The organism is Sphingomonas pituitosa NBRC 102491, from assembly GCF_001598435.1.
GTDB lineage: Bacteria > Pseudomonadota > Alphaproteobacteria > Sphingomonadales > Sphingomonadaceae > Sphingomonas > Sphingomonas pituitosa.
In genome coordinates this window covers 26,667-51,599 of the sequence record NZ_BCYY01000030.1, presented here as the reverse complement: position 1 = coordinate 51,599, position 24,933 = coordinate 26,667, and the positions used below count along the sequence as shown (strand labels likewise).

Here is a 24,933-nt window from a genome sequence, read left to right as displayed (position 1 = left end):
TCGCCGCGAGCGGCGCCCTTTTTCGTGCGCGGGATGCCCCCTCCACCACGCCGCGGGCGCGGCGCGGTCCCCCTCCCCCGGAGCTGTGCTCCGAGAGAGGAAACGCTTTTCACATCGAGAGGCGGGTATCTTCCAGCGCGAGGTCGACCAGCGTGCGCATCGCCGCGGCGGCCGCATCGGCATCGCCGGCGGCGATCGCGTCGAACACCTTGATGTGATCGGGCACCGGATCGCGCGGCAGGGCGCGGGCGCGCTGCTTGTACTTGGTCGTCCAGCTTACCGCCGCGCCGATGCTGGCGCTCAGCGCCACCAGCGCATTGTTGTGCGTGGCTTCCAGCAGCGCATCGTGGAAATCGCGGTCCGCCGAGCGGCCGGCCTCGGTCGCCAGCGTATGGCGGCGCATCTTGGTGAGCGCGTCGCGCATCTTCTTCACATCGTCCCGGTCGCGGCGCTCGGCGGCGAGACGGGCTGCGGCAGGCTCCACCACCGCGCGCAGCTCGAACAGGTCGCGGACGAAATCGGTATCGGGCTCGCCCGAAAACGCCCAGGCGAGCACCTGCGGATCGAGCATGTTCCAGCGCGCACGGGGCAGCACCCGGGTGCCGGCCTTGGGGCGGCTTTCCACCAGCCCCTTGGCGGTGAGCACCTGCACCGCCTCGCGATAGGCGCTGCGCGACACGTCGAGCGCCTCGGCATTGGCGACCTCGCCGGTCAGCTTCTCGCCCGGCGCGATCGTACCGGAAACGATCTGGGTACCGAGATAATGCGCAATTGCTCCGCGCAGACGACGGCCGGACCCTTTCGGCGTGCGGGTGATCGGCTGCACGCCTGCCTCGTCCGCGTCTTCCGCCTGATCGTCCCCTGCCATCCGCTCGCTCTCCTGCATTTTTCGACGTGTAGCGCGAAGCGGGGGCTTCGGGCAAACGATGTGCGATTGCCATTCGTGCCGTACCGGAATAAGTCCGACTAAATTGAGGATGAGGAGCAGTTCGATGGCGTTGCGGCTGATGCAGTTCAAGGGAAGCGATGGCGTGCGGCGAGTGATCGCGGCCGACGAATCGGGAGCGAGCTTCGTGCGCGGCGCCACCGATGTGCGCAGCCTGGCGCTGCAGGCGATCGAGGCGGGCCAGTCGCTTGCCGAGGCGGTCGCGGCGGCGGGGCGCGAGGGTTCGGTCGATCCGGCCGAGGCGCTGGCGGCGGGCCAGCTGCTCGCCCCGATCGATCATCCGGACGGCGCGCATCTGGTGCTGACCGGCACCGGCCTCACCCATCTCGGCTCGGCCGAGGGGCGCGACAAGATGCACCGCGACGCAGCCGCCGCCGAGCACAAGACCGATTCCATGCGGATGTTCCTGGAAGGCGTCGAGGGCGGCAAGCCGGGCGAAGGCGCGATCGGCCAGCAGCCCGAATGGTTCTACAAGGGCAACGGCCACCATCTCGTCGGCCCCGGCGACGCGCTGGAGATGCCCGGCTTCGCGCAGGACGGCGGCGAGGAGCCCGAGCTGGCCGGCATCTATCTGATCGGTCCGGACGGCACCCCGTGGCGCATCGGCCTGTGCCTCGCCAACGAGTTCAGCGACCATGTGACCGAGCGGCACAATTATCTGTGGCTGGCGCATTCCAAGCTGCGCCAGGCAGCACTCGGGCCGGAGCTGCTGGTGGGTGCGGCGCCGAGCGACGTGCGCGGCACCAGCCGGATCGTGCGCGACGGGGCGACGATCTGGGAAAAGCCGTTCCTCTCCGGCGAGACGAACATGTCGCACACGCTCGGCAATCTCGAGCATCACCACTTCAAATACGAGTTGTTCCGCCAGCCGGGCGACGTGCACGTCCACTTCTTCGGCACCGCGACGCTGTCGTTCAGCGACGGCGTGAAGACGGAAGTGGGCGACACCTTCGAGATCGAGGCCGCGCCGTTCACCCTGCCGCTGCGCAACCCGCTGGCGCAGGAGGAAGATACCGGGCTGACGACGGTGAAGGCGCTGTAAGGTCTTCTCCCTCCCTGCACAGGGAGGGCAACCGTGCACTGTATAGGGTAGGGGGAGCAGCGCCGTGCGCGTCGCTCCCCCTGTTCATTGCGGGGAAGTTGATTACCCGCCGATCTCGACCACCGCGACCGATTTGGCCGGCAGTTCCAGCGTCACGGTGCCCTTGGCCACGCTGCCGCTGATCGGCTTCGGCGCCACCGCGTTGGGTGCCTCGAAGCTGTTGACCGCATCGACCTTCGCCGCGGTCAGCACCTCGCCCTTGGCGCTCTTCGCCGTCAGCCCGGCGAACTTCACGTCGATCCGCGCCGGCTTGCCGGCATCGAGGTTGGTCACCGCCAGCCACAGCTTGCCGTCCTTGCCCCGCGCCGCGATCGCGTCGACCCGCGGCATCGTCACGTCGCCCTGGGTGTAGGTCCCCGCATCGAAGGAGACGGGCACCGCCTGCGCATCCTGGAACGGCACGTACATCCGGAACACGTGGTAGGTGGGGGTAAGGACCATCTTCTCCTTGTCGGTGAGGATCATCGCCTGGAGCACGTTGATCATCTGCGCGATATTGGTCATCTTCACCCGGTCGGCATGGCGCGCGAAGATGTTGAAGTGCAACGCGGCGATGATCGCGTCCCGCAGCGAGTTCTGCTGGTACAGGAAGCCCGGGTTCGATCCCGGCAGCGGCGCCAGCCACACGCCCCATTCGTCGATCGCCAGCGGGACCTTCTTCTCGGGATCATACTTGTCCATGATCGCCGAATGCTTGGCGATCATCCCGTCCATCGCCAGCGCCGCCTTCACCAGCTTGGCATAGCCGGTCTCGTCGAAGCCGGTGCTCGGGAAAGAGGGGGGCCAGCCGCCGGTGGTATAGGCGTGCATCGACAGGCCCTCGATGTTCCAGGCCCAGTCATGGCCCTTCCACGCCGCCATCACCGCTTCGGTATAGGTCGTGTCGGCGTCGTTCGGGCCGACCGCGATGCGCTGCATCGGCTCCGGGCCCTTCTCGCCCTGCTTCGGATCGAGATTATGGGTGAAGCGGGCGAAGCGCTTCATCAGATCGATATAGGCATCGGGCCGCATCGATCCGCCGCAGCCCCAGCTTTCGTTGCCGAGGCCCAGCCACTTCACCTTGTAGGGCGCGACATGGCCGTTGGCCGCGCGCTCCTTGCCGGCGGTGGTGGAGGGATCGGCGGTCATATAGGCGAGCCAGTCGGCCGCCTCCTGCACCGTGCCCGAGCCGACATTGACCGAGACATAGGCCTCGGCCCCCACCTGGTCGGCAAAGTCCATGAACTCGTCGGTGCCGAAGCTGTTGGGCTCGCCTGCGCCGCCCCAGTTGGTGTTGACGCTGCTCTTGCGCTGGTTCTGCGGCCCGATGCCGTCGCGCCAGTGATATTCGTCGGCGAAGCAGCCGCCCGGCCAGCGCACCACCGGCACCTTGATCGCCCGCAGTGCCGCGACCACGTCCTTGCGGATGCCGCGCGTGTTCGGGATCGGCGAATCCTTGCCCACCCAGATGCCGCCATAGATGCCGCTGCCCAGATGCTCGGCGAACTGGCCGAAGATGCGGCGATCGATCGTCGTGCCCGGCTTGGCGGCGTCTACGGTGACGGCGACGGGTGCGGTCTGCGCCAGTGCCGGTGCAGACATGCAGAGCAGCGCCGCTCCCGCGAGCAGTGTCTTTCGAAGCATGGAATCCTCCCTGAGATTTTCTCAGCGGATCAATGCCATGAATTCTACTCCGACAAAAGTGTTGAGTTCAGAGGGGCGGCAGTGCCGGGGGCAGCGTCCACCGCGCGACGGTCACCACCGCCGCCACGACTGCTACGCCCAGCAGGGCGGTCAGCACGCGCTGCGGCGCGGTGCGCGTGCCCGTCGCGGCGAGCACGGCGAGGCCCGCCGCCAGCATGCCCCAGCAATGGTAGCGATAGTCCGATGCGACGCCGACCAGCCCGAACGCGCATTCCGTCAGAACCGTCGATAGAGCGAGCGTGATCGCCACGCCGTTCACGCCGTCGCGCGCGGGCCAGGTGCAGAACAGCACGCCCACCGCGATCGCCAGCCACAGGATCGGTGCGCCGGCAGGGCTGCTTGCCAGCGAATAGCCCAGTTTCTGGAAGCTGTTGATGCGCTTGCCCGGCGAGGGCAGGCCCAGCTGGTTGGGTTCGGACCGCGCGAGCGGACCGGTGCCGGGCATGGTCGTCGGCATCCACAGGCGCATCTCGCTGTTCCAATGGGCGATCCGATGCGTGGCATAAGCGAGCGGGTGGGTGGCGATCGCCTCCAGCCAGGCGCTGCGCAGCTGGTTGCCGGGGGCCGTGCGCTGCAGCGTGTCGACGATGTAGCCGCAGGCCTGCTCGTCGCCGATCGGGTCCCACAGGATCGGGGTGAGGCACCCCTTCGCCTCTGCCCGGCGCCATAGTCGCGCAGGCACCTGCGGTACCGCTTCCGGCCCGGCGTGGTGCGCGATCCCGGCGAGATCGAACAGCGGCAGCGAGCGCTCGACTCCGCTCGGCGAGGCGCCGAGCAGGCGCTGGTTGACGGGCGTGAGCACGCCGATCACGGCCGCTGTCGTCGCTACCACCAGCGCCGCCTGGAACAGCGGGCGATCCCATCGCCAGCCGCCGAGCAGCCCGAAGGCGAGCGGCACGGTGGCGAAGGCGGCGTTGAACCGCACCAGCGTGGCATAGCCGAGCAGTGCGAGCACCAGCGCCGCGGCCCAGAGCGGCAGCCGCCGGTCGTCCAGCCGCCACCAGCTTGCGATGCCGGTCGCGGCCATCAGCGCGCCGGTCATCTGCCCGTCCTTCAGCACGGCGATCTGCCAGCCGAGGATCGGCGGCCAGATGCCGAGCAGCAGCACGAACAGCGCCGCGATCGCCTGGCCGCGCCGCGCCAGCGCACCCGCGAAGAGGGCGAGACCGCCCCAGTAGAGCAGAAGCTGCAGCACGAACATCGGCGTTTGTCCGCGCCATCCCAGGCCGTGGAACACCGCCCATAGCCGCGCCATCGCCGGCGGGTGCCAATCATCGAAGCGGCCGCTCAGCACCTGCTGATACTGGACGACGCTGTCATAGCTGGCGACGCCGGGCCAGAAGAAGGCAAGGGTGACGCCCGCCAGCAGGGCGGCGACGATCAGCGCGGAGACCGCCTTGCGCCGCGCGCCGATCGGCTTGCGCTGCAGCGCGCGACCGCGCCGGGAGCTGCCGAAGGACGAGCGCGAGGAGGTTCTGGACATCGGGCGGGGGCGACCTGTGGGCTCCGGAGGGGCAGGGAGGCCGGTCTAGACGAGCGGAGCCCCAACGGAAAGCGGCAGGCGAAACGATCCGCCTGCCGCCACGCGGCATCCGCCGCAGGTTGTGGGGCGGGGAATGGGCTCCCCCGCCGGATGGAGATCACATGTGCAGCATGCGACCATAGGCGCCGAGCACGGATTCGTGCATCGTCTCGCTGATCGTCGGGTGCGGGAACACCGTTTCCATCAGCTCGGCCTCGGTCAGCTCGCCGGTCTTGCCGATCGTGTAGCCCTGGATCATCTCGGTCACTTCGGCGCCGATCATGTGCGCGCCGAGCAGCTCGCCGGTCTTGGCGTCGAACACCGTCTTCACGAAGCCTTCCGGCTCGCCGAGCGCGATCGCCTTGCCGTTGCCGATGAACGGGAAGTTGCCGACCTTCACGTCGTAGCCGGCTTCCTTGGCCTTGGCTTCGGTGAGGCCGACGCTGGCGATCTGCGGGTGGCAATAGGTGCAGCCCGGGATGTTGCGCGGGTCCATCGCATGCGGGTGGCCGCCGTTGATCGCCTCGACGGCGATCACGCCCTCATGGCTGGCCTTGTGCGCGAGCCACGGCGGCGCGGTGACGTCGCCGATCGCCCACAGGCCGTCGACATTGGTGCGGCAGGCGCCGTCGGTCACGATATGGCCGCGCTCGGTCTTCACGCCCAGCGTCTCGAGGCCGATATTCTCGGTGTTCGGCACGATGCCGATCGCGACGATGACGTGGCTGAACTCTTCGACGGTGACCTTGCCGTCCTTGTCCTTGATCGACGCCTTCACGCCGGTCGCGGTCACGTCGAGCTTGTCGACGCCGGTCTGGGTGAGGATCGTCATCCCCTGCTTCTTGAACGCCTTCTCCAGGTGCGCGGAGATGTCCTTGTCTTCCACCGGCACGATCCGGTCGAGCATCTCGACGATCGTCACCTTGGAACCCATGTCGTTGTAGAAGCTGGCGAACTCCACGCCGATCGCGCCCGAGCCGATGACCAGCAGCTTGGTCGGCATCTCGGTCGGCGTCATCGCGTGGCGATAGGTCCAGATGCGCTTGCCGTCGGCCTTGGCGAAGGGCAGGTCGCGGGCGCGGGCGCCCGTCGCGACGATGATGTTCTTCGCTTCGAGATCGGTCTTCTTGCCGTCCGCGGCGGTGACAGTAAGCTTGCCCTTCGCGGTGAGCACGCCTGTGCCCATGTGCACGGCGATCTTGTTCTTCTTCATCAGGTGCGTGACGCCCTGATTGAGCTGCTTGGCGACGCCGCGCGAGCGCTTCACCACCGCATCCAGATCGGCGCTGATCTGGTTGGCGATCAGGCCATAATCCTTGGCGTGCTGCATATAGTGGAAGATTTCCGCCGAGCGCAGCAGCGCCTTGGTGGGGATGCAGCCCCAGTTGAGGCAGATGCCGCCGAGCAGTTCGCGCTCGACAATGGCGGTCTTCAGGCCCAGCTGGGCCGCCCGGATCGCCGCGACATAGCCGCCGGGGCCCGAGCCGAGAACGATGACGTCGTAGGATTCAGCCAAGGTTTGCTTCCTTCTGCTCCCTTCCCGTCGGCGGGGGAGGGCTGGGGAGTAAATAATGCGGAGCCGGCGAATTGCATGGGTCGCCGTGGCTCCGCGGGTGCATCAAACGATCTGTTCCACCGGCCGCGGACGCTTGTGCTCGTCCACCGCGACGAACACGAACTGCGCCTGGGTGACGAGGCAGCTTTCCTCGACGTGCCGGCCGCGCCGCCACGCCTGGATCTCGATCGTCATCGACGTGCGGCCGACCTTGACCAGTTCGGCATAGACCGAGACTTCGTCGCCCACGGCCACGGGGGAGTGGAACTTCATCCCCTCCACCGCCACCGTCACCGCGCGGCCGCGCGAATAACGCGAGGCGAAAAGCCCCGCGGCCATGTCCATCTGGCTCATCAGCCAGCCGCCGAAGATGTCGCCATACGGATTGGTATCCGCCGGCATCGTCGTCACGCGGATCGCGGGCTGGCGATCGGGCGGGCCGCCCTGTTGGTCAATCATCGCGGGCAGCCTCCTCGTTGCCGTGCAGGCGGGCGCGGTCCGCGGCATAGGCCCGCCGCAGCGGACCGATGCCCATCACCACCACCGCGACCATGGCGACAGTGGCGACCAGCCAGATGTCGTTGGTGGCGCGGCGATACGACCAGGCGGCAAGCGACGCGATCACCATCGCCGCGAGCAAGCCCGCGACGATGTGGAGAACCTCGATGAGCACGCGCACCGCCCGGCTCCGATCAGGCGATCATGCCCATCGGGGCTTCGACGAGTTCCTTGAAGATCTTCATCATCTCGGCCCCGTCGGCACCATCGATGGCGCGGTGGTCGAAGCTGCCCGTGGCGCTCATCACCGTCGCCACGCCGAGCGCGTCGTCGACGATATACGGGCGCTTCTCGCCCGCGCCGATCGCCATGATCATGCCCTGCGGCGGGTTGATCACCGCTTCGAACTGCTTGATGCCGTACATGCCCATGTTGGACAGGCTGGCGGTGCCGCCCTGATATTCGTGCGGCTGCAGCTTGCCCTCGCGGGCGCGAGCGGCAAGGTCCTTCATCTCGGTCGCGATGGCGGAAACCGCCTTGTTCGCAGCATCCTTGATGATCGGGGTGATCAGGCCGGTCGGCGTCGACACCGCGACCGACACGTCGGCGCGGCTGTACTTGATCAGCTTGTCGCCGGTGAAGGTGACGTTGCACTTCGGCGTACGCGCCAGCGCGACGCCCAGCGCCTTGATCAGCAGATCGTTGACCGACAGCTTCACGCCGCGCGCTTCGAGCGCCTTGTTGAGCTCAGCCCGGAGCTTGAGCAACGCGTCGAGGCGGATGTCGACGGTGAGGTAGATGTGCGGGACGGTCTGCTTCGACTCGGTGAGGCGACGCGCGATCGTCTTGCGGATGTTCGAGAGCTTCTCTTCCTCGTGCGGGATCGAGTCGTCGAACCAGACGGCCTTGGTCTCGGCAGGCGCCGGGGCGGCCGTGGGGGCGGCGGTCGGCGTCGGCGCGGCGGCGGCTGCGACCGGTGCGGCACCGGGCTTGGCGCCTTCGACGTCGGCCTTGACGATGCGGCCGTTCGGGCCGGTGCCGCTCACGGCTGCCAGGTCGACGCCCTTGTCGGCGGCGATGCGGCGGGCGAGCGGGCTCGCCTTGACGCGCGAACCCGACACGGCGGCGGGCTGTGCGGCCGGGGCAGGGGCCGGAGTCGGCGCAGGCGCGCTGGCGGCCGGTGCCGGAGCGGGCGCAGGGGTCGGGCTCGGCGCGGGGGCGGCGCTGGCGGACGATGCGTCTTCGCCTTCGCCGGCCATCACCGCGATCACGGTACCGACCTTTACGTTATCGGTCCCTTCGGCGATCATGATCTTTCCGATCACGCCTTCGTCGACCGCTTCGAATTCCATCGTCGCCTTGTCGGTTTCGATCTCGGCAAGCAGGTCGCCGGATTTCACCGTGTCGCCTTCCTTGACGAGCCACTTGGCAAGCGTGCCCTCCTCCATGGTGGGAGAAAGTGCCGGCATCTTGATTTCGATTCCCATGAAGGTTCCCGTCGTTGGTCCTGGGGTGGCTGGCCTCTCCTTTGCCGCCGTAAACCCTAGGGTCAAGCCCCGGTCTTGCGCTGCGGCCCGTGCCGGTCCACGTAAAGCGGGACTTCAAGGAAGGCCCCCATGCGCACCTATCTGGTGGTGATCGACGATTCGCCCGAGGCCGAAATCGCGCTGCGCTTCGCTGCCAGGCGGGCGACCAAGACGGGCGGCAACGTCGAAATCCTGGCGCTGATTCCCCCGGCCGAGTTCGTCCAGTGGGGCGGCGTGATGGCGACGATCGAGGAGGAAGCGCGCGAACGGGCCGAGGCGCTGGTGATGCGCGCGGCGGGCACGCTGTTCACCGAATCCGGCCTGACGCCCTCGATCACGGTGCGCGAGGGCGATGGGGCGAAGGTCGTGCGCGAGATGCTTGCGGCGAATGGCGACATCGCGGCGCTGGTGCTGGGCGCGGCACCCAGCGGCGCACCCGGCAAGCTGGTCGCCCACTTCACCGGCGCCGACGCGGGCAAGCTTACCGTGCCGGTGATGATCATCCCCGGCTCGCTCGACATGGACGCGATCGACCGGTTGAGCTGATTGACCCGGGCGCCCGGGCGCGTCAGCATAAGCCCATGCGTATCCTTGCTCTTTTGCCGCTCGCCCTGCTCGCCACCCCCGCCGCCGCGCAGGATCGTCCTGATCCCCAGCGGCTGAAGGCGACGGTGGAGAAGCTGGTCGGCTTCGGCACGCGGCATACACTCTCCGATCCGGACCATCCCACGCGCGGCATCGGCGCAGCGCGGCGCTGGTTCGGCGGGGAGCTGGCCAAGATCGGCAGCGCCTGCGGCGGCTGCATCGAGACGAGCGAGATCGCGCGGGTGTTCAAGGGCCCGCGCGCGCCGAGCGGCGTGCGGATCGTCGACGTGCTCGGCATCCAGCGCGGCAGCGAGCCGAACCGCGTGGTGATCGTGATGGGCCATATCGACAGCCGGGTGACCGACGTGATGAACGCCACCGCCGATGCGCCCGGCGCGAACGACGATGCCTCGGGCGTCGCGCTGGTACTGGAGTCGGCGCGGATCCTCTCGAAGCACAAGTTCAAGGCGACCATCGTCTATGCCGCGCTTTCGGGCGAGGAGCAGGGCCTGTATGGCGGCCAGCTGCTGGCCGAGACCGCGAAGGAGCGCGGCTGGACGGTTTCGGCGGTGCTCAACAACGACATCGTCGGCAACACCATCGGCCAGGACGGCCGGCGCGTGGTGGACCGCGTCCGAGTCTTTTCCGAAGGCGCGCGCGACTCCGAAACCTTGCCCGAGGCGAAGTCCCGCCGTGCCGATGGCGGTGAGGACGACGGCCCCAGCCGCGCGCTGGCCAAGGCGATCCGCGGCGTCGCGGCGGCGAACCCGGCGGGGCTCAAGGTGCTGATGGTGCGCCGTCCGGACCGGTTCGGGCGCGGCGGCGATCACACGCCCTTCCTCACGCTCGGCTATCCGGCGGTGCGCTTCTCGGTCGGCGTGGAGAATTACGACGCGCAGCACCAGGATCTGCGCACGCAGGCCGGCAAGGTCTATGGCGATACGGTCGACCGCATGGACTTCCCCTATCTCGCAAAGGTGACCGCGCTCAACGTGGCGACGCTGCGCCGCCTCGCCAGTGCCCCCGCCGCGCCGGAACCGGTGATCCTAAGCGGCGCGCTCGCCACCGACACCACGGTGAAGTGGCCGGCGGTCGCCGGTGCGGCGAAATACCGCGTCTACTGGCGTCCCGCCGATAGCGACAGCTGGACCCGCCATGTCGACGTGGCGGGCGACAAGACCGAAACCGTGCTGAAGGGCATCATCGTCGACGACACCTTTGCCGGCGTAGCGGCGATCGCTGCGGACGGCGCGGAGAGCCTGGTCAGCTTCGGCGCGCGGCCGGTGCGCGAACGTTGAACCTTCGGCTGCATCGGTTCATAGGGGCCGCCATCGGGGGCGATATGCTACAAGAGTCGAGTTTGAGTATGGCAACCCACCCCGCTTCCGACGAACCCGCCACCTTGCTGGTCGTCGATGACGACCGCGATATCCGCCTGCTCCTCGCCAACAGCCTGGGCGCGCGTGGCTACCGCGTCGAGACGGCGTCGAGCGCGCGCGACATGGACGTGATCCTCGAGAAGATGCCCGTCGACGTGGTGATCCTCGACGTGATGATGCCGGGCGAGGACGGGCTTTCCGCCTGCCGCCGCATCGCCACCGCCGACGGCCCCGACGTGATCCTGCTGAGCGCGCTGGGCGAGGAGCAGGACCGGATCCTCGGCCTCGAGGTCGGCGCCAGCCATTATCTGCCCAAGCCGTGCAGCCCGCGCGAGATCCTGGCCACGGTGCGTGCGGCGCTGCGCAAGCGCGGCACCACGGCGGCGCCGCCTGCAGGCGACGTCTACACCTTCGAGGGCTGGCGGATCGACCTGGGCAGCCACGAACTGTTCGATCCCGAAGGCGTGCTGGTCGGCCTGACCGACGGCGAGTTCGCGGTGCTGCGCGTGTTCATCGAACGGCCGCGCCGCGTGTTGACCCGCGAGGCGCTGCTCGCCGCGGCGCGCGGGCCGGATTCGGACGCCTATGATCGCGCGATCGACGTGCAGGTCAGCCGCCTGCGCCGCAAGCTGCGGTCGGGCGCCGACGAGATCATCCGCACCGTGCGCAACGAAGGCTATCTGTTCGTCCCGCGCGTAACGCGCGCATGAGCAAGGGAACGGCGGCACCGCGATCGCCGCTGTTCCTGCGCATCTACGCGCGGATGCTCGCCTGTGTGGTGGTCGTGCAGCTGCTCAATTTCGGGCTGCTGTTCGCCGTGCAGACGCCGAACCCCAAGCTCCACACCGTCGGCCAGATCGCGCAGGCGATGCGCAACCCCGCCGCCGTCCCCGAGGGGTTCGAGGTCCGGCGTGCCGATACCGTGCAACGCCAGCCCTGGAATCCGCGCGCCGAACGGACCGAGGTGGCGCTGGCGACAGCGTTGAAGGTGCGGCGCGAGCAAGTGATCCTGCGCTTCCCTGTCGGCTTCCTGCAGCGCCCGCAGGTCTATGACCGGGCGGGGGTGCCGCCCGCGCCCGCACCCGCGAGCGCGGCAGCGGCGCAGGATGTCCTCGTCACGGGCGGGTTCGAAGCCTCGCTGCATATGGCGGATGGGAGCTGGCGGACCGTCACGGCGGGCGCGGGGCTGGAGCCCTGGCGCGTGTTCGTGGTGATGTGGTTGGTGTTGTCGGCGCTGGCGGCGGCGGTATTCGCGTGGGCGATGGCGCAGCGCTTCGCCCGCCCCATCGGCGCCTTTGCCCGCGCCGCCGAGCGGCTGGGCCGGGATCCCCGCGCACCCCCGATCGAGCTCGACGGGCCCGCCGAGATTGCCGAAGCAGCCCGCGCCTTCAACGACATGCAGGCCAGGCTGAACCGCTATGTCGACGATCGCGCGACGATGATCGCGGCGGTGGCGCATGATCTGCGCACCCCGCTGATGCGGCTGGGGCTGCGCATCGAGGATGCCGATCCGGCGATCCGCGGCGCGTGCGAGGGCGACATCCGCGAGATGCAGGCGATGATCTCGGCGGTTATGGCCTATGTGCGGGATACCAGCCGCATCGGCGTGCGCCGGCCGCTCGACCTGCGCTCGCTGGCCGAGACCGTGGTCGACGATGCCGCTGATCGGGGCGCGGACGTCAGCCTGGAGGCAGGCGAGCCGTTGGTCGTGGAGGCCGACCCGGTGGGGCTGAAGGCGATGCTCGCCAATCTGGTGGGCAATGCGGTGAAATATGCCGGCGGGGCGCAGGTGGTGCTGGAGGCGCGCGAGCATGAGGCGGTGATCGCGGTGCGCGATCGCGGGCCCGGCATCCCGGACGAGGACATGGAGCGCGTGTTCGACCCCTTCTTCCGCGGCGAGCGTTCGCGCAACCGCTATACCGGCGGCATGGGGCTTGGCCTTGCCAGCGCGCGGGCGACGGCGCGGGCGCATGGCGGGGACATCACGCTGCAGCGGCGCGACGGCGGCGGCCTCTGTGCTGCCGTCAGGCTTCCGCTTTGATTTCAGGCGCTTCGATCTAATACCCTGAGCTACTGGCTCGCCCCCCGCATTGTTGATACCGCTATCGGCCGCGCGGCACCTGCAGGCCGACGCGGGCGAGGAGGAGGGATCATGGGAACGCGACGCGACGTGCTCGGCGGGATCGGCGCCGGGGTAGTGGCCAGTGCGCTGGGCGGGTCGGCAGCGGTGGCCGCGCCCAAGCGCAAGCTCGGCTATGCGGTGGTCGGCCTCGGCTATTACGCCACCCAGCAGATCCTCCCCAACCTCAAGGACTGCGAGTTCGCCGAATTGAAGGCGCTGGTGAGCGGCACGCCCGCCAAGCTGGAGAAATACGGCGCGCAATACGGCATCCCCAGGACGCATTGGTACAGCTACGACACCTATGACCGGATCCGCGACAATCCGGACATCGACCTCGTCTATGTCGTGCTGCCCAATGCCATGCACGCCGAATATTCGATCCGCGCATCCCAGGCCGGCAAGCACGTGCTGTGCGAGAAGCCGATGGCGACCTCGGTCGCCGAATGCCAGGCGATGATCGCCGCGGCGAAGAAGGCTGCTAAGAAGCTCATGATCGGCTATCGCTGCCATTTCGAGCCGTACAACCTCAAGGCCATCGAGACGGTGCAGTCCGGCGTACTCGGCAAGCCGACGCTGATCTTCGCCGAGCACGGCTTTTATGCGTCGCCGGGCCAGTGGCGGCTCGACAAGCCGATGTCGGGTGGCGGATCGCTGATGGACATCGGCATCTACAGCCTCAACGCCGCGCGCTATCTGGCCGGTGAGGAGCCGGTAGAGGTCAGCGCGATGGAGCATACCGATCGCAGCGACCCGCGCTTCAAGACGGTGGAGGACCGGATCGACTGGCAGCTCCGCTTCCCCAGCGGGCTGATCGCCGATTGCGTGTCCAGCTACAGCTCGGGCCACAACCATTACCGCGTCACCGGCAACAAGGGCTGGGTGGAGCTGGAGCCGGCCACCAACTATGAGGGGCAGGAGATGTGGACCCGGATCGGCGGCAAGCGCGAGCAGCTGGTGCTGCCCAAGCCGGCCAAGAACCAGTTCGTCCGCCAGCTCGATCACCTCGCCGAATGCGCGGTGAACGGCCGTGAGCCGATCGTCTCGGGCGAGGAGGGCCTGCGCGACATGCGGCTGATCGAGGCGATCTACCGCTCCGCCCGCGAACACCGCGCGATCAAACTGGCATGAAGCGACGCGACGTGTTGACGGCGGGCGCGCTGCTCGCCGCCTCCGCCTGGACGCCGCTCGCCCGCGCCGCCCGGCCGCTGCGGGCCGACACCCGCGCCCGCATCCAGGCGCTGATCGGACAGATGACGCTCGCCGAAAAGGTCGGGCAGATGAACCAGATCGCCGGCGGGCGGCAGAAGTCGCTCAACTCGAAGCTCGATGCGGCGATGCTGGACCGGGTGCGCAAGGGCGAGATGGGCTCGTTCCTCCATGTCGCGGGCGCGGAGCCGCTGCGCGACCTGCAGCGCGTCGCAGTGGAGGAATCGCGGCTCAAGATCCCGCTGCTGTTCGCGATGGACGTGATCCATGGCTATCGCACGATCCTGCCGGTGCCGCTGGCGCTGGCGGCGAGCTGGGATCCGAAGGTCGCCGAGCAGGCCGCGCGGATCGCGGCGGAAGAGGCCTGGGCAGCGGGGCTGCACTGGACCTTCACGCCGATGGTCGACGTCGCGCGCGATCCGCGCTGGGGCCGGGTGGTCGAGGGTGCGGGCGAAGACGCCTATCTGGGCAGCCGCATCGCCGAGGCGCAGGTCGCCGGCTTCCAGGGCGCGGACCTGGGCAAGGGCATGCGGATGATGGCGTGCGCCAAGCATTTCGTCGGCTATGGCGCGGCCGAGGGCGGGCGCGACTATGACAGCGCCGAGGTGGGGCCGCGCACGCTCAACGAAGTCTATCTGCCGCCCTTCCATGCCGCCGCGCGGGCCGGCGCGGGCAGCTTCATGACCGCGTTCAACGCGCTCGACGGCGTGCCGATGACCGCCAATGCCGATCTGGTGCGCGGCTTCCTCCGCGCCCGCTGGAACTATCAGGGGCTGGTGGTGAGCGACTGGAACGCGATCCGCGAGCTGGTCAACCACGGCATCGCCGCCGATGCGCGCGAGGCCGCGGTGCTGGCGCTCAAGGCCGGCGTCGACATGGACATGGCGAGCGGCAGCTACGCCACCTACCTCGCCGAGGCGGCGACCGCCGATGCGACGCTGGTCCCGCTGATCGACGAATCGGTCGGCCGCATCCTCGCCGCCAAGGCACGGCTCGGGCTGTTCGACGATCCCTATGGCTTCGGCGACCCGGCGCGCGACAAGGCGCCGCTGCGGCGAACCGAGGCCCGCGACCTTGCGCGACGCTCGGTGGTGCTGTTGCGCAACGAGGGCGCGGTGCTGCCGCTCAAGGCCGGGGCCAAGCTCGCGCTGATCGGCGCGCTGGCGGACGATGCGTCGTCGGCGATCGGTTCGTGGCGCGCGCGGGGGCAGGCAGCCGATGCGGTGACGCTCAAGACGGCGCTGGCGGGCGCGGAATACCAGCCGGGTACCGATGTCGCGGCGGCGGTGGAGGCGGCGAAGCGGGCCGACATCGTGCTCGTCGCGATCGGCGAGGATTTCGACCGCACCGGCGAGGCGCGCAGCTATGCCGAGATCGGCCTGTCGCCCACGCAGGCGGCGCTGCTGGAGGCGCTGAAAGCCACCGGTAAGCCCATCGTCGCGATCCTGATGGGCGGCCGCCCGCTCGCGCTCGAACGCGAGCTGACCGGCGTGCCCGCGGTGCTGCAGACCTGGCTGCTCGGCATCGAGAGCGGCCCCGCCATCGCCGAGATCCTCACCGGCAAGGCCGCCCCCGCCGGTCGCCTGCCGATCGGCATGCCGCGCAGGACCGGCCAGTCGCCGCAAAGCTATGCGCATCTGCCCACCGGCCGCCCGGCCAATCCGGACCTCGCGGTGGACAGCGCGCGCTATCATGACACCGAGATCGGCCCGCTCTTCGCCTTCGGCCACGGCCTTACCTATGGCGAGATCGCCTATGGCTCGCTGGCGCTGAGCGCCGACACGCTGGTGCCCGGTGGCCGGATCACCGCATCGGTGCAGGTCACCAATCGCGGCGCGATGGCGGTGGAGGAGGTGGTGCAGCTCTACGCCAACGATCCCGTCGCTACGGTCTCGCGGCCGGTGGCGGAGCTGCGCGGGTTCGCGCGCGTGGCCCTGAAGCCGGGGCAAAGCCGCACCGTCCGCTTCACCCTTAGCCCCGAGCAGTTCGCTTTCTGGCGTGACGGCACATGGATCGTCGAGCCCGGCGAGATCCGGCTGATGGCGGGTGCTTCGTCGGCCGACCTGAAGAGCGAGGCGAAGTTCCGCATCACCGCCGGTGCGGAGGGGCAGGCGCCTGCCGCCTCGCTTCCCACCAAGGTGGAGATCGCATGATGGGCGAGCCCTGGCACACGCTGGCGATCGTCGCCGGCAGCATCGCGGCGGTGATCCTGCTGGTGCTCCGCCTCAAGCTCCAGCCCTTCGTCGCGCTGCTGCTGGTGGCGCTGGCGACCGGCCTCGTCTTCGGCAACGATCCGCTGGCGGTGATCGCCGCGATCCGCAAGGGCACCGGCGAGGCGCTCGGCTTCGTCGCGGTGGTGATCGGGCTTGGCGCGGTACTGGGCGGGATGCTGGAGGCATCGGGCGGCGTGCAGGCGATCGCACGGCGGCTGCTCGACCTGTTCGGCGAAAAGCGCGTCCCCTGGGCGCTCACCGCGATCGGCATCGTCGTCGGCGTGCCGCTGTTCTTCGACGTCGCCTTCATCATCCTGGCGCCCTTGCTCACCACGCTGGCGGTGCGGGCGGAGCGACGCGTCACCTATTTCGCGCTGCCGCTGCTCGCCGGCCTGATGACGATGCACGCGCTGCTGCCGCCGCATCCGGGGCCGGTGGCGGTCGCCGAGCTGCTGCACACCGATTATGGCCGCATGGCGCTCTATGGCCTGATCTGCGGCATTCCCTCGGCGATCCTCGCCGGACCGGTGTTCGCCAAGCTGGCGCATGGTGCGCCCGGCTATGGCGCGATCGGCGCGCCGCCGATGCTCGACGAGGGGGCGCCGCAGACGGGTGCGGTGGGCTTCGCCCCCGCGCTCGCCGCGATGCTGCTGCCGCTGGCGCTGATCCTGATCGGCACCGTCGCGGGCGAGACGATGGTGCCGGGGCTGGCGCGCTCGACGCTGGTGTTTCTCGGCCACCCCTTCACCGCGCTGGTGATCGCGGTGATCGGGGCGATGGCCTGGCTGCGGCTGGTGGCGGGTGCGCCGTTTGAGGCGCTCTCGAAGATCAGCACGCGCGCGCTGGAGCCCGCCGGGCTGATGGTGCTGATCATCGGCGCGGGCGCGGCGTACAAGGAAGTGCTGATCGAATCGGGTGCGGGCAAGCAGATCACGATGGCGGTGGAGGCGGCGCAGGTTTCGATCCCGGTCTTCGCCTTCCTGCTCTCCGCCTTCGTGCGGGTGGCGCAGGGCTCGGCGACCGTCGCCATGGTCACCGCCGCCGGGCTTGCCGCGCCGCTGATCGGGGCGGCCGGGCTGGGGCCGGACCGGATCGCGCTGGTCACCGTCGCGATCGGATCGGGCGCGACCATCGCCTCCCATGTCAACGACACCGGCTTCTGGCTGGTGAAGCAATATCTCGGCCTCACCGAAGCGCAGACCTTTCGCAGCTGGACCATCGGTGCCACCATCGCGGGACTGACCAGTTTCGCCATGGCGTTGCTGCTATGGCCGTTCGTCTGAGGGGATCCTGACCATGTTCGCCACCACCCGCCGCACCCTGCTGGGCGGCCTCGCCGCATTGCCGCTGCTGCCGGGCATCGCGCGCGGGGCGGGGCCGGGGACGATCACCCGGCTCGATCCCGAACTCGACACGCTGCTCGATGTCGAATCGCCGCTCGAGGTGATCGCCAGCGGCATCCAATGGGCCGAAGGGCCGGTGTGGATCCGCGACGGCGCGGTGACCGGGGGTGCCTCGGGCGGGGCGAGCGCGTTCGATCGCAGCTATCTGCTGTTTTCCGATGTGCCGGCGAACATCGCCTATCGCTGGGACGGCAAGGAGACCAAGCCGTTCCTGGTGCCCTCCGGCCTTGCCGGGCCGATCCCCAAGGGCGTGCGCGAGGCGGGATCGAACGGCATGATCCAGGGCCGCAAGGGCGAGCTGCTGATGGCGGACAGCGGCACGCGGGCGATCGCCGCGGTCGATCTGGAGACCAGGGAAAAGACGATCCTTGCAGGCATGTACGAGGGCAAGCGGTTCAACAGCTGCAACGATCTGGTGCAGGCGAAGAACGGCGCGATCTATTTCACCGATCCGCCCTATGGCTTCACCGAGGGGGACAGCTCGCCGCTCAAGGAACTGCCGTTCAACGGCGTGTACCGGCTGGATACCAACGGCACGGTGCATCTGATCGAATCGAAGCTCACCCGGCCGAACGGCATCGGCCTCTCGCCGGACCAGCGGACGCTCTATGTGTCGGTCTCGGACGATGCCGCGCCGTTCACCTGGGCGTATAGTCTGGGGGACGATGGGCTGGCGACGGGCCGCAAGATCTTCCTCGATCACCGCGCGGGTACCGCGGCGGGGCTCCAGGGCCATGCCGACGGCATGAAGGTGGCGGCGAGCGGGCATCTCTATGCCAGCGGCCCCGGCGGCATCCATGTCGTGGCGCCGGACGGGCGCCGGCTGGGCCTGATCTCCACCGGCAAGAAGGCGGCGAACTGCTGCTTCGGCGAGGACGGCAAGACGCTGTTCATCACCTCCAGCGACGAGGTGTTCCGCCTGCGCCTGCGCGCCTCCGGCTGGTAAGCGGCGCAGGCCGGGCGTAGAGCCGGGGCGATGTCGACCCCCGAAGCCATCCCCGCCGCCACCGTGATCGTGATGCGCGAGGTGGCCGGCGGGCCGCCGGAGCTGCTGATGGTCGAGCGCTCGCGGGCGATGGCGTTCGCGGGCGGGGCGCTGGTGTTTCCCGGCGGGCGGATCGACCCGGGCGACCATCTGCTCGCCGACAGCCATGACGATGCCGCCGCCCGAGTCGCGGCGATCCGCGAGACGATCGAAGAGGCGGGGCTTGCGCTGGGGCTCGACTGCGATGCCGCGACGCTGGCGGCGATGCGGGGTGAGCTGCACGCAGGCAGGCCCTTCGCGCAGCTGCTGATCGAGTCGGGGCTGGGCCTTGATCTCAACGCGCTGGTGCCGTTCGCCCGCTGGCTGCCTCATGGCCTGCCCCACCGGGTGTTCGACACCCGCTTCTACCTCGCCCGCGCGCCTGAGGGCGCTGCGCCGCAGGTCGACGGCAGCGAGAATGTCCGGCTGTGCTGGATCACCGCGCAGGGGGCGCTCGACCTGGCCGACCGGGGCGAGGCGATGGTCATCTACCCCACCCGCCGCAATCTGGAACGGCTGGCGCTGTTCGACGGTTTCGAATCGGCGATGGCCCATGCCCGTAGCTTCCCGGTCGAGCCGATCACCCCGTTTGTCGAGTCGCGCGGCGGCGTCGACTGGCTCTGCATCCCCGAAGGGCTCGGCTACCCCGTCACCGCCGAGCGGATGGACCGCGCGGTGCGCGCGTGAAGGCGCTGAAGCAGACGGTGTGGGTGCTGTTCGTCTTCGCGCTGATCGCGGGCGGCGCGCTGCTCCTGCTGATGTGGACGCGCAGTCGCCCGCAGGACGTGCCCTGGACCCCGCTCGACCTGTCGCAGCCGATCGGCGCGTTCACCGGCCGCAAGCTTGCCGGGTTGGGGGCGGACGACGGCCAGTGCCGCGCGCTGCTGACCCGCGCGGGTGTGCGCTACGAGAAACTCGCGCCGGTGCAGCGGCAGGGGGAATGCGGCTATGCCAACGGGGTGCGCTTCACCGAGGGCGGCGCGCGGACGATCGCGTTCAGTCCCGCCTCGCTCGGCACGGCTTGCCCGGTGGCGGCGGGGCTGGCGCTGTGGGAATGGGATATCCTCCAGCCCGAAGCGCAAAAGCATTTCGGCATGCGCGTCGTGCGAATCGAGCATTTCGGCACCTATTCGTGCCGCCGCATGTACGGCCGCACCACCGGCGACTGGAGCGAGCACGCGAAAGCCAACGCGGTCGACATTGCCGCCTTCGTGCTGGCGGACGGGCGGCGAATCAGCGTGCTGAACGACTGGAAGGGGGAAGGGGACAAGCCGGCCTTCCTGCGCGCGGTGCGCGACGGCGGGTGCCGGCTGTTCGCGACGGTACTGTCGCCCGACTATAACGCCGCCCACCGTGACCACCTCCATCTCGACCAGGCTGCACGCGGCGAGATGGGGTGGCGGGCCTGCCGCTGAGCAAGCTCAGTTCGGCAGCGCGTTGGTGTCGATCTTCTCGACCCATTGCGGGAAGAAGCTCGGCTGGCGGTTCGACCAGCCAGAGGCGGTCGCCGCGGCTTCGCTGATCGACTGAAGCAGCTTGCGGCGCAGGTCCGGATGGAGGTGCGGCAGCGCGGACGCCGAGCAGAAGGCTGCCGGCAGCCACGGCCGCACTTCCGCGCCCAGCAGCCGCTCGTAGAGGAAGCGATAGGCGGAGAAGGTGGTCAGCCGGCCCTGGCCGAGATCGAACGCCGAAAGCGTCACCAGCGGCGCCATGAACGGTTCGATTCCGCCCAGATCGCTGTCGTTCGGCATCATCGCGCGAACGTCCTTGAGGCGCTCGTAGATACGTGCCTGGGCACGGATGCTGGCGGCCTCGACGACGTCGCGCGACCAGCGCGACAGGGCATCGTCGCGCTCCAGCCCCACGTCGAGCGACCGGCGCACATAGCGCTGGGTGCCGGCGGCGAAGCCTGCGAATTCCTTCATTTCTGCCAGCGTCATCGCGCCTTCGGCCGGTTTTGCTCGTGAAGCCATCGTACGTCTCCCGCTCGGTTCCTTTTGGCCCGTGGGATGGGATCATGCTCCGCACTGGTTAACGCAGAGCTTAATGACCCCCTCCGTATCCCCACGAGCATTGGAACCTAAAATGTGCTGCGACGCAACATTGGTTTGCGACGAATGGATGACGCTAAGGGATCTTCCTTAGGCGTCTGATTTGGTGCCGTATTTTCCCGTAGAGGAGCGCGGCCCTTCCAGCATGGGCAATTGGATGCACATTGCGGGGCGAAATGGCGCGCGAGGATGGTTCCCGGCGTTCAGAAACGGTTCAGCGCGCCTCGTCGGCCCATTCCAACGGTTCGTCGGATCGGCGAACCGCAGGGCTGTACGGGCGTCCTATAGTTTGGCTAGCAACCCTCAACCACTTCCTTTCCTGACCGGGGGGTCCAAAGATGTTCACTCGTTTCGCAGCGCGTTTTGCGCTGATGGCGGCGTGCGCCCTGATGACTGTCGTTCCCGCTCAGGCGAAGGGCACCTTCTGGCAGTGCGTCACGTTCGCGCGGCAGGCCTCGGGCGTCGAGCTTCGCGGCAACGCCTGGACCTGGTGGGACCAGGCCGCCGGCCGGTACCAGCGCGGCGAGACCCCCAAGGTCGGTGCGGTGATGTCGTTCCAGCGCACCGCCCGCATGCCGATGGGCCATGTCGCGATGGTGTCGCAGGTCGTCAGCGCCCGTGAAGTGCTGCTCACCCACGCCAACTGGTCGACCCCCGGCGCCGTCGAGCGCGATGTCCGCGCCGTCGACGTTTCGCCCAATGGCGACTGGAGCGAAGTCCGCGTGTGGTACGGCCGCACCGGCGGCCTCGGCGTATCGGCCTATCCGGTCAACGGTTTCATCTATCCGGGTTCGACGCCGGCGAACGACTGGGCGAATGTCCAGATCGCCTCGCTCAGCCTGCCGGCGCTGACCCAGGTCGCGTCGAACTGATCAGGCCCTCGGCGTGAAGCGCAGCGCCACCCCGTTCATGCAGTAGCGCTTGCCCGTCGGCTTCGGCCCGTCGTCGAAGACATGGCCGAGGTGCCCGCCGCAGCGGCGGCAACGTACTTCGGTCCGCTCCATCCCCAGGCTGCGATCGCTGCGCGTGACCACCGCATTCGCCAGCGGCGCATAGAAGCTCGGCCAGCCGGTGCCGCTGTCGAACTTGGTGGCGGAGGCGAACAGCGGCAGCGCGCAGCCGGCGCAACCGAACACGCCCGAGCGATGCTCCTTGTTGAGCGGGCTGGTGAAGGGATATTCGGTGCCGCCGTTCCGCAGCACGTTATAGGCAGCCGGGCTCAGCTGCTTCTTCCATTCCGCGTCGGTCCGCTTGAACGGAAAATCCGGCAGCGGCGCGGCGGGCGCATTGCCGCACGCGAGCAGCGGCAGCGCCGCGCCGGTGGCTGCGGCAGTGGCAAGGAACTGGCGGCGATTGATCGGCATGGCGAACCTCTCTGCGGAATGGCGTCGATATAGGTTCGGATGCGCGTCCCGAAAGGTTGCGGCGTCCCGCCCTTTTCTCGGCGGCGGCGCGCCGGAGGCCGGCCTGCCGCCACATGCCGGGTCAAGGATTGATTTCCCGGGGCCAGTGTCACAAGGCTGCAAAGCTTTTGTCACAGGGGGGTGGGGAGCTTGTTCGGCGGGACGTCGGACGGGCTGGTTCGCCGGGAGTCGTTCGAATGCCATCTATCGCCAAGTCGCCGAAGAACGATGCGGTTCGGGGTGCGGTGCACCGCCATGAGCATCTTTCGAAGGAGGGCATTCTCGAACGCGCCTTCACCTTCGCCTTCCGAGGACTGGTCTATGCCCAGATCTGGGAAGATCCGGTGATCGACATGGAAGCGCTGCAAATCACGCCGGACAGCCACATCGTCACCATCGCGTCGGGCGGCTGCAACGTCTTCTCGTACCTGACGGCGAACCCCGCGAAGATCACCGCGGTGGACCTCAACCCGGCACACATCGCGCTCAACCGGCTCAAGCAGCAGGCGGCGCTGCGCCTGCCCGACTATGCCGCGTTCCACCGTTTCTTCGGCCTCGCCAACCGGCCGGAGAATATCGACGCGTACAAGACCTATCTGCGCCCGCATCTGGACGACACGTCGCGCGCCTATTGGGAAGGCCGTGCGCCGAACGGCGTGCGCCGGATCAACGGCTTCAAGACCGGCTTCTACCGCCAAGGTCTGCTCGGCCGGCTGATCGGCTTCGTCCACTGGCTGGGGCACCGCTACGGCATCGATCCCAAGGAAATCCTGGCGGCGAAGACCATCGAGGAGCAGCGCCACATCTTCGAGACGCGCTTCGCGCCGTTCTTCGACAAGAAGCTGCTGCGCTGGATGGTCGACCAGCCGGCCGCCCTGTTCGGCTTCGGCATCCCGCCCGCGCAGTACGACCTGCTCAAGGTGGACGACCAGGAAGGCATCACCGGCGCGCTGCGCAGCCGCCTGCGCAAGCTCGCCTGCGATTTCGACCTGAAGGACAATTTCTACGCCTGGCAGGCGTTCGGCCGCGGCTATGGCGAGCATGAGGGCGCGCCGCTGCCGCCCTATCTCGAGCGCAAGCATTACGAGGCGGTGCGCGACCGCGCCGACCGCGTCGAGATCCGCCACACCAACTATGCCGACTATCTCGAATCGATGCCGGCCCAGTCGCTCGATCGCTACATCCTGCTCGATGCGCAGGACTGGATGACCGACGAGCAGCTGACCCGCATCTGGACCGAGATCACTCGCACCGCCAAGCCCGGCGCGCGCGTGCTCTACCGCACCGCCGCCGTGCCGGACGTGGTCCGCGGCCATATCCCCGACGAGCTGATGAACCAGTGGCAATATGAGGACCAGGCCAAGCTCGACGACTGGACGCGGCGCGACCGTTCGTCGGTGTACGGCGCGACGCACGTCTGGACGCTGAAGCCGCACGCATGAGCGGGCATGCCGGGACGGGCGACCAGAAGGGGCTGATGGACGCGACCTACGCGCTCCATCGCCACTTCTACGATCTCACGCGCAAATTCTATCTGCTCGGCCGCGACCGGCTGATCCGCGAGCTCGCGCCGCCGCCCGGCGGTACGGTGCTCGAGGTCGGCTGCGGCACCGCGCGCAACCTGATCGTCGCGGCCAAGCGCTGGCCCAATGCGCGCTTCCACGGCTTCGACATCAGCGAGGCGATGCTCGACACCGCGCGGAAGTCGGTGGCGAAGCACGGGCTATCGAGCAAGATCACGCTGGCGCAGGGCGATGCCGGGGCGTTCGACGTGCACGCGCTGTTCGGTCTCGAACAGGTCGACCGCGTGTTCATGAGCTACACGCTGTCGATGATCCCGCCCTGGAAGGAAGCGATTACGCTGGGCGCCAGGGCGCTGGCGCCGGGCGGCAGCCTGCACATCGTCGATTTCGGGCAATATGAGCGGCTGCCGGGCTTCGCCAAGCGCTTCCACTTCAAGGAACTCAACGCCTTCCACGTCTATCCCCGCGCCGATCTGCGCGCGGTGGTGGAGTCGGTCGCCGCCGAGCTGGGAATGACGGCCGAGTTCCGCTCGTCTCTGCGCGGCTATACGTGGAGCGCGGGGCTCACGCGGCAGGCCTGAGCGGTATCGCTTCGGGAGTGCCTGCCGTGCTACACTGCGTGGCATGAACCAGCAGGTCCGTCTCGCGTCCAACAAGGAGTGGGCGTCGCCGTTTACGGCGGACGATTTCCTCCACATGCTCGAACTGGGGGCGTTCGATGGCATGCGGGCCGAGCTGGTCCGGGGGGGAATCGAAAAGATGATGCCGGCCGACTGGTCGCATGGCGAACTCAACGCGCGCCTGATCGGATTGCTGTTTCCGTTGGTGCAAGCGGCGGGGGCAAAGGCTGGCACCGATGTCGTCATCCGCATCGACGCGCACACAGTACGTGCTTTCGATATCGCCATCCTGCGTCCCGGCGCGGTGCCGCAGAAGACGTTGCGGGGCGAGGAGGTGCTCTTCGCCATCGAAGTCGCGGAGACGACGCAGAAGCGCGACCTCGGCGAGAAGCGCGAAGAATATGGAAGGGCGGGTGTTCCGGCCTACTGGGTGGTCGACATCGTCGCCCAGGTCACCCACTGCTTCGTGTTGGACGCAAGCGGTAGCTCGTATGGCGAGGCCGTCATTGTCCCGTTCGGCCGGCCGATGGACGTGCCCGGCCTCGGCGGCCAGATTACCCTCGACTGACGGC

Annotated in this window: 24 protein-coding genes; 15 read left to right on the top strand and 9 right to left on the bottom strand. The window is 68.6% G+C overall.

Annotated elements, in window-relative coordinates:
- Positions 1-109: 109 nt before the first annotated feature.
- The gene (locus tag SPI01S_RS19395; protein ID WP_066726631.1) at positions 110-868 is read right to left on the bottom strand and encodes a FadR/GntR family transcriptional regulator; all 759 of its coding nucleotides are present in this window, start codon (positions 866-868) and stop codon (positions 110-112) included.
- Between the two features lie 124 nt (positions 869-992).
- Between SPI01S_RS19395 and araD1 the strand changes: the two genes are divergently transcribed.
- Positions 993-1,988: an AraD1 family protein gene (gene araD1, locus SPI01S_RS19390; protein ID WP_066726622.1), complete on the top strand. Its 996-nt coding sequence runs from the start codon at positions 993-995 to the stop codon at positions 1,986-1,988.
- A gap of 102 nt (positions 1,989-2,090) precedes the next feature.
- On the opposite strand, the gene SPI01S_RS19385 is transcribed toward araD1, so the two are convergent.
- From SPI01S_RS19385 to SPI01S_RS19360, 6 genes are all read right to left on the bottom strand, one after another.
- Positions 2,091-3,671, bottom strand: coding sequence for an alpha-N-arabinofuranosidase (locus SPI01S_RS19385; RefSeq protein WP_066726620.1), 1,581 nt, complete (start codon positions 3,669-3,671; stop codon positions 2,091-2,093).
- Between the two features lie 67 nt (positions 3,672-3,738).
- Positions 3,739-5,214 carry a hypothetical protein gene (locus SPI01S_RS19380; RefSeq protein WP_066726618.1) on the bottom strand — a complete coding sequence of 492 codons (1,476 nt, stop codon included), beginning with the start codon at positions 5,212-5,214 and terminating at the stop codon, positions 3,739-3,741.
- Positions 5,215-5,371: 157 nt separating this feature from the next.
- Positions 5,372-6,769: a dihydrolipoyl dehydrogenase gene (lpdA, locus tag SPI01S_RS19375; RefSeq protein ID WP_066726616.1), complete on the bottom strand. Its 1,398-nt coding sequence runs from the start codon at positions 6,767-6,769 to the stop codon at positions 5,372-5,374.
- Between the two features lie 102 nt (positions 6,770-6,871).
- Positions 6,872-7,267, bottom strand: coding sequence for an acyl-CoA thioesterase (locus tag SPI01S_RS19370; protein ID WP_066726614.1), 396 nt, complete (start codon positions 7,265-7,267; stop codon positions 6,872-6,874).
- On the bottom strand, positions 7,260-7,487 hold the full coding sequence (locus tag SPI01S_RS19365; RefSeq protein ID WP_066726612.1) for a hypothetical protein: 228 nt from the start codon (positions 7,485-7,487) through the stop codon (positions 7,260-7,262). Before SPI01S_RS19365 ends, SPI01S_RS19370 begins: the two co-directional genes overlap by 8 nt.
- Before the next feature lie 13 nt (positions 7,488-7,500).
- Positions 7,501-8,793 carry a pyruvate dehydrogenase complex dihydrolipoamide acetyltransferase gene (locus SPI01S_RS19360; RefSeq protein ID WP_066726610.1) on the bottom strand — a complete coding sequence of 431 codons (1,293 nt, stop codon included), beginning with the start codon at positions 8,791-8,793 and terminating at the stop codon, positions 7,501-7,503.
- Between the two features lie 129 nt (positions 8,794-8,922).
- Between SPI01S_RS19360 and SPI01S_RS19355 the strand changes: the two genes are divergently transcribed.
- The 10 genes from SPI01S_RS19355 (at position 8,923) to SPI01S_RS19310 (ending at position 20,179) form a co-directional block, all read left to right on the top strand.
- Entirely contained in the window at positions 8,923-9,378 is a 456-nt protein-coding gene (locus SPI01S_RS19355; RefSeq protein ID WP_066726608.1) for a universal stress protein, read from the top strand.
- A gap of 35 nt (positions 9,379-9,413) precedes the next feature.
- Entirely contained in the window at positions 9,414-10,715 is a 1,302-nt protein-coding gene (locus tag SPI01S_RS19350; protein WP_066726607.1) for a M28 family metallopeptidase, read from the top strand.
- A gap of 68 nt (positions 10,716-10,783) precedes the next feature.
- Complete coding sequence (locus SPI01S_RS19345; RefSeq protein ID WP_174539136.1) at positions 10,784-11,506, top strand: response regulator; 723 nt, start codon at positions 10,784-10,786, stop codon at positions 11,504-11,506.
- On the top strand, positions 11,503-12,837 hold the full coding sequence (locus SPI01S_RS19340; RefSeq protein WP_066726605.1) for an ATP-binding protein: 1,335 nt from the start codon (positions 11,503-11,505) through the stop codon (positions 12,835-12,837). Before SPI01S_RS19345 ends, SPI01S_RS19340 begins: the two co-directional genes overlap by 4 nt.
- A gap of 111 nt (positions 12,838-12,948) precedes the next feature.
- Positions 12,949-14,046, top strand: a complete 1,098-nt coding sequence (locus SPI01S_RS19335; RefSeq protein WP_066726603.1) for a Gfo/Idh/MocA family protein — start codon at positions 12,949-12,951, stop codon at positions 14,044-14,046.
- A complete protein-coding gene (locus SPI01S_RS19330) occupies positions 14,043-16,277 on the top strand; it encodes a glycoside hydrolase family 3 N-terminal domain-containing protein (RefSeq protein WP_066726601.1) in 2,235 nt (744 codons plus the stop codon). The genes SPI01S_RS19335 and SPI01S_RS19330 overlap by 4 nt, the downstream gene beginning before the upstream one ends.
- The gene (locus tag SPI01S_RS19325; RefSeq protein ID WP_245653691.1) at positions 16,274-17,620 is read left to right on the top strand and encodes a GntT/GntP/DsdX family permease; all 1,347 of its coding nucleotides are present in this window, start codon (positions 16,274-16,276) and stop codon (positions 17,618-17,620) included. The genes SPI01S_RS19330 and SPI01S_RS19325 overlap by 4 nt, the downstream gene beginning before the upstream one ends.
- A gap of 13 nt (positions 17,621-17,633) precedes the next feature.
- The gene (locus SPI01S_RS19320) at positions 17,634-18,686 is read left to right on the top strand and encodes an SMP-30/gluconolactonase/LRE family protein (protein ID WP_066726598.1); all 1,053 of its coding nucleotides are present in this window, start codon (positions 17,634-17,636) and stop codon (positions 18,684-18,686) included.
- Between the two features lie 30 nt (positions 18,687-18,716).
- Positions 18,717-19,451, top strand: coding sequence for an NUDIX hydrolase (locus SPI01S_RS19315; RefSeq protein WP_066726596.1), 735 nt, complete (start codon positions 18,717-18,719; stop codon positions 19,449-19,451).
- A complete protein-coding gene (locus tag SPI01S_RS19310; RefSeq protein WP_084253611.1) occupies positions 19,448-20,179 on the top strand; it encodes an extensin-like domain-containing protein in 732 nt (243 codons plus the stop codon). The genes SPI01S_RS19315 and SPI01S_RS19310 overlap by 4 nt, the downstream gene beginning before the upstream one ends.
- Before the next feature lie 6 nt (positions 20,180-20,185).
- On the opposite strand, the gene SPI01S_RS19305 is transcribed toward SPI01S_RS19310, so the two are convergent.
- The gene (locus SPI01S_RS19305) at positions 20,186-20,737 is read right to left on the bottom strand and encodes a hypothetical protein (RefSeq protein ID WP_066726594.1); all 552 of its coding nucleotides are present in this window, start codon (positions 20,735-20,737) and stop codon (positions 20,186-20,188) included.
- Positions 20,738-21,204: 467 nt separating this feature from the next.
- Between SPI01S_RS19305 and SPI01S_RS19300 the strand changes: the two genes are divergently transcribed.
- Positions 21,205-21,687, top strand: a complete 483-nt coding sequence (locus SPI01S_RS19300) for a CHAP domain-containing protein (protein ID WP_245653689.1) — start codon at positions 21,205-21,207, stop codon at positions 21,685-21,687.
- Here SPI01S_RS19300 and msrB read toward each other — a convergent pair whose 3' ends face one another.
- Complete coding sequence (msrB, locus tag SPI01S_RS19295; protein WP_066726593.1) at positions 21,688-22,179, bottom strand: peptide-methionine (R)-S-oxide reductase MsrB; 492 nt, start codon at positions 22,177-22,179, stop codon at positions 21,688-21,690.
- Between the two features lie 236 nt (positions 22,180-22,415).
- Here msrB and SPI01S_RS19290 point away from each other — a divergent pair, with 236 nt between their 5' ends.
- Genes SPI01S_RS19290 through SPI01S_RS19280 form a run of 3 tightly spaced genes read left to right on the top strand, consistent with a single transcriptional unit; the run spans position 22,416 to position 24,929 of the window.
- Complete coding sequence (locus SPI01S_RS19290) at positions 22,416-23,660, top strand: BtaA family protein (protein WP_066726591.1); 1,245 nt, start codon at positions 22,416-22,418, stop codon at positions 23,658-23,660.
- Positions 23,657-24,322 carry a class I SAM-dependent methyltransferase gene (locus SPI01S_RS19285; RefSeq protein WP_066726589.1) on the top strand — a complete coding sequence of 222 codons (666 nt, stop codon included), beginning with the start codon at positions 23,657-23,659 and terminating at the stop codon, positions 24,320-24,322. The genes SPI01S_RS19290 and SPI01S_RS19285 overlap by 4 nt, the downstream gene beginning before the upstream one ends.
- Positions 24,323-24,365: 43 nt before the next feature.
- On the top strand, positions 24,366-24,929 hold the full coding sequence (locus tag SPI01S_RS19280; protein ID WP_066726587.1) for a Uma2 family endonuclease: 564 nt from the start codon (positions 24,366-24,368) through the stop codon (positions 24,927-24,929).
- The last annotated feature ends 4 nt before the right edge of the window (positions 24,930-24,933 follow it).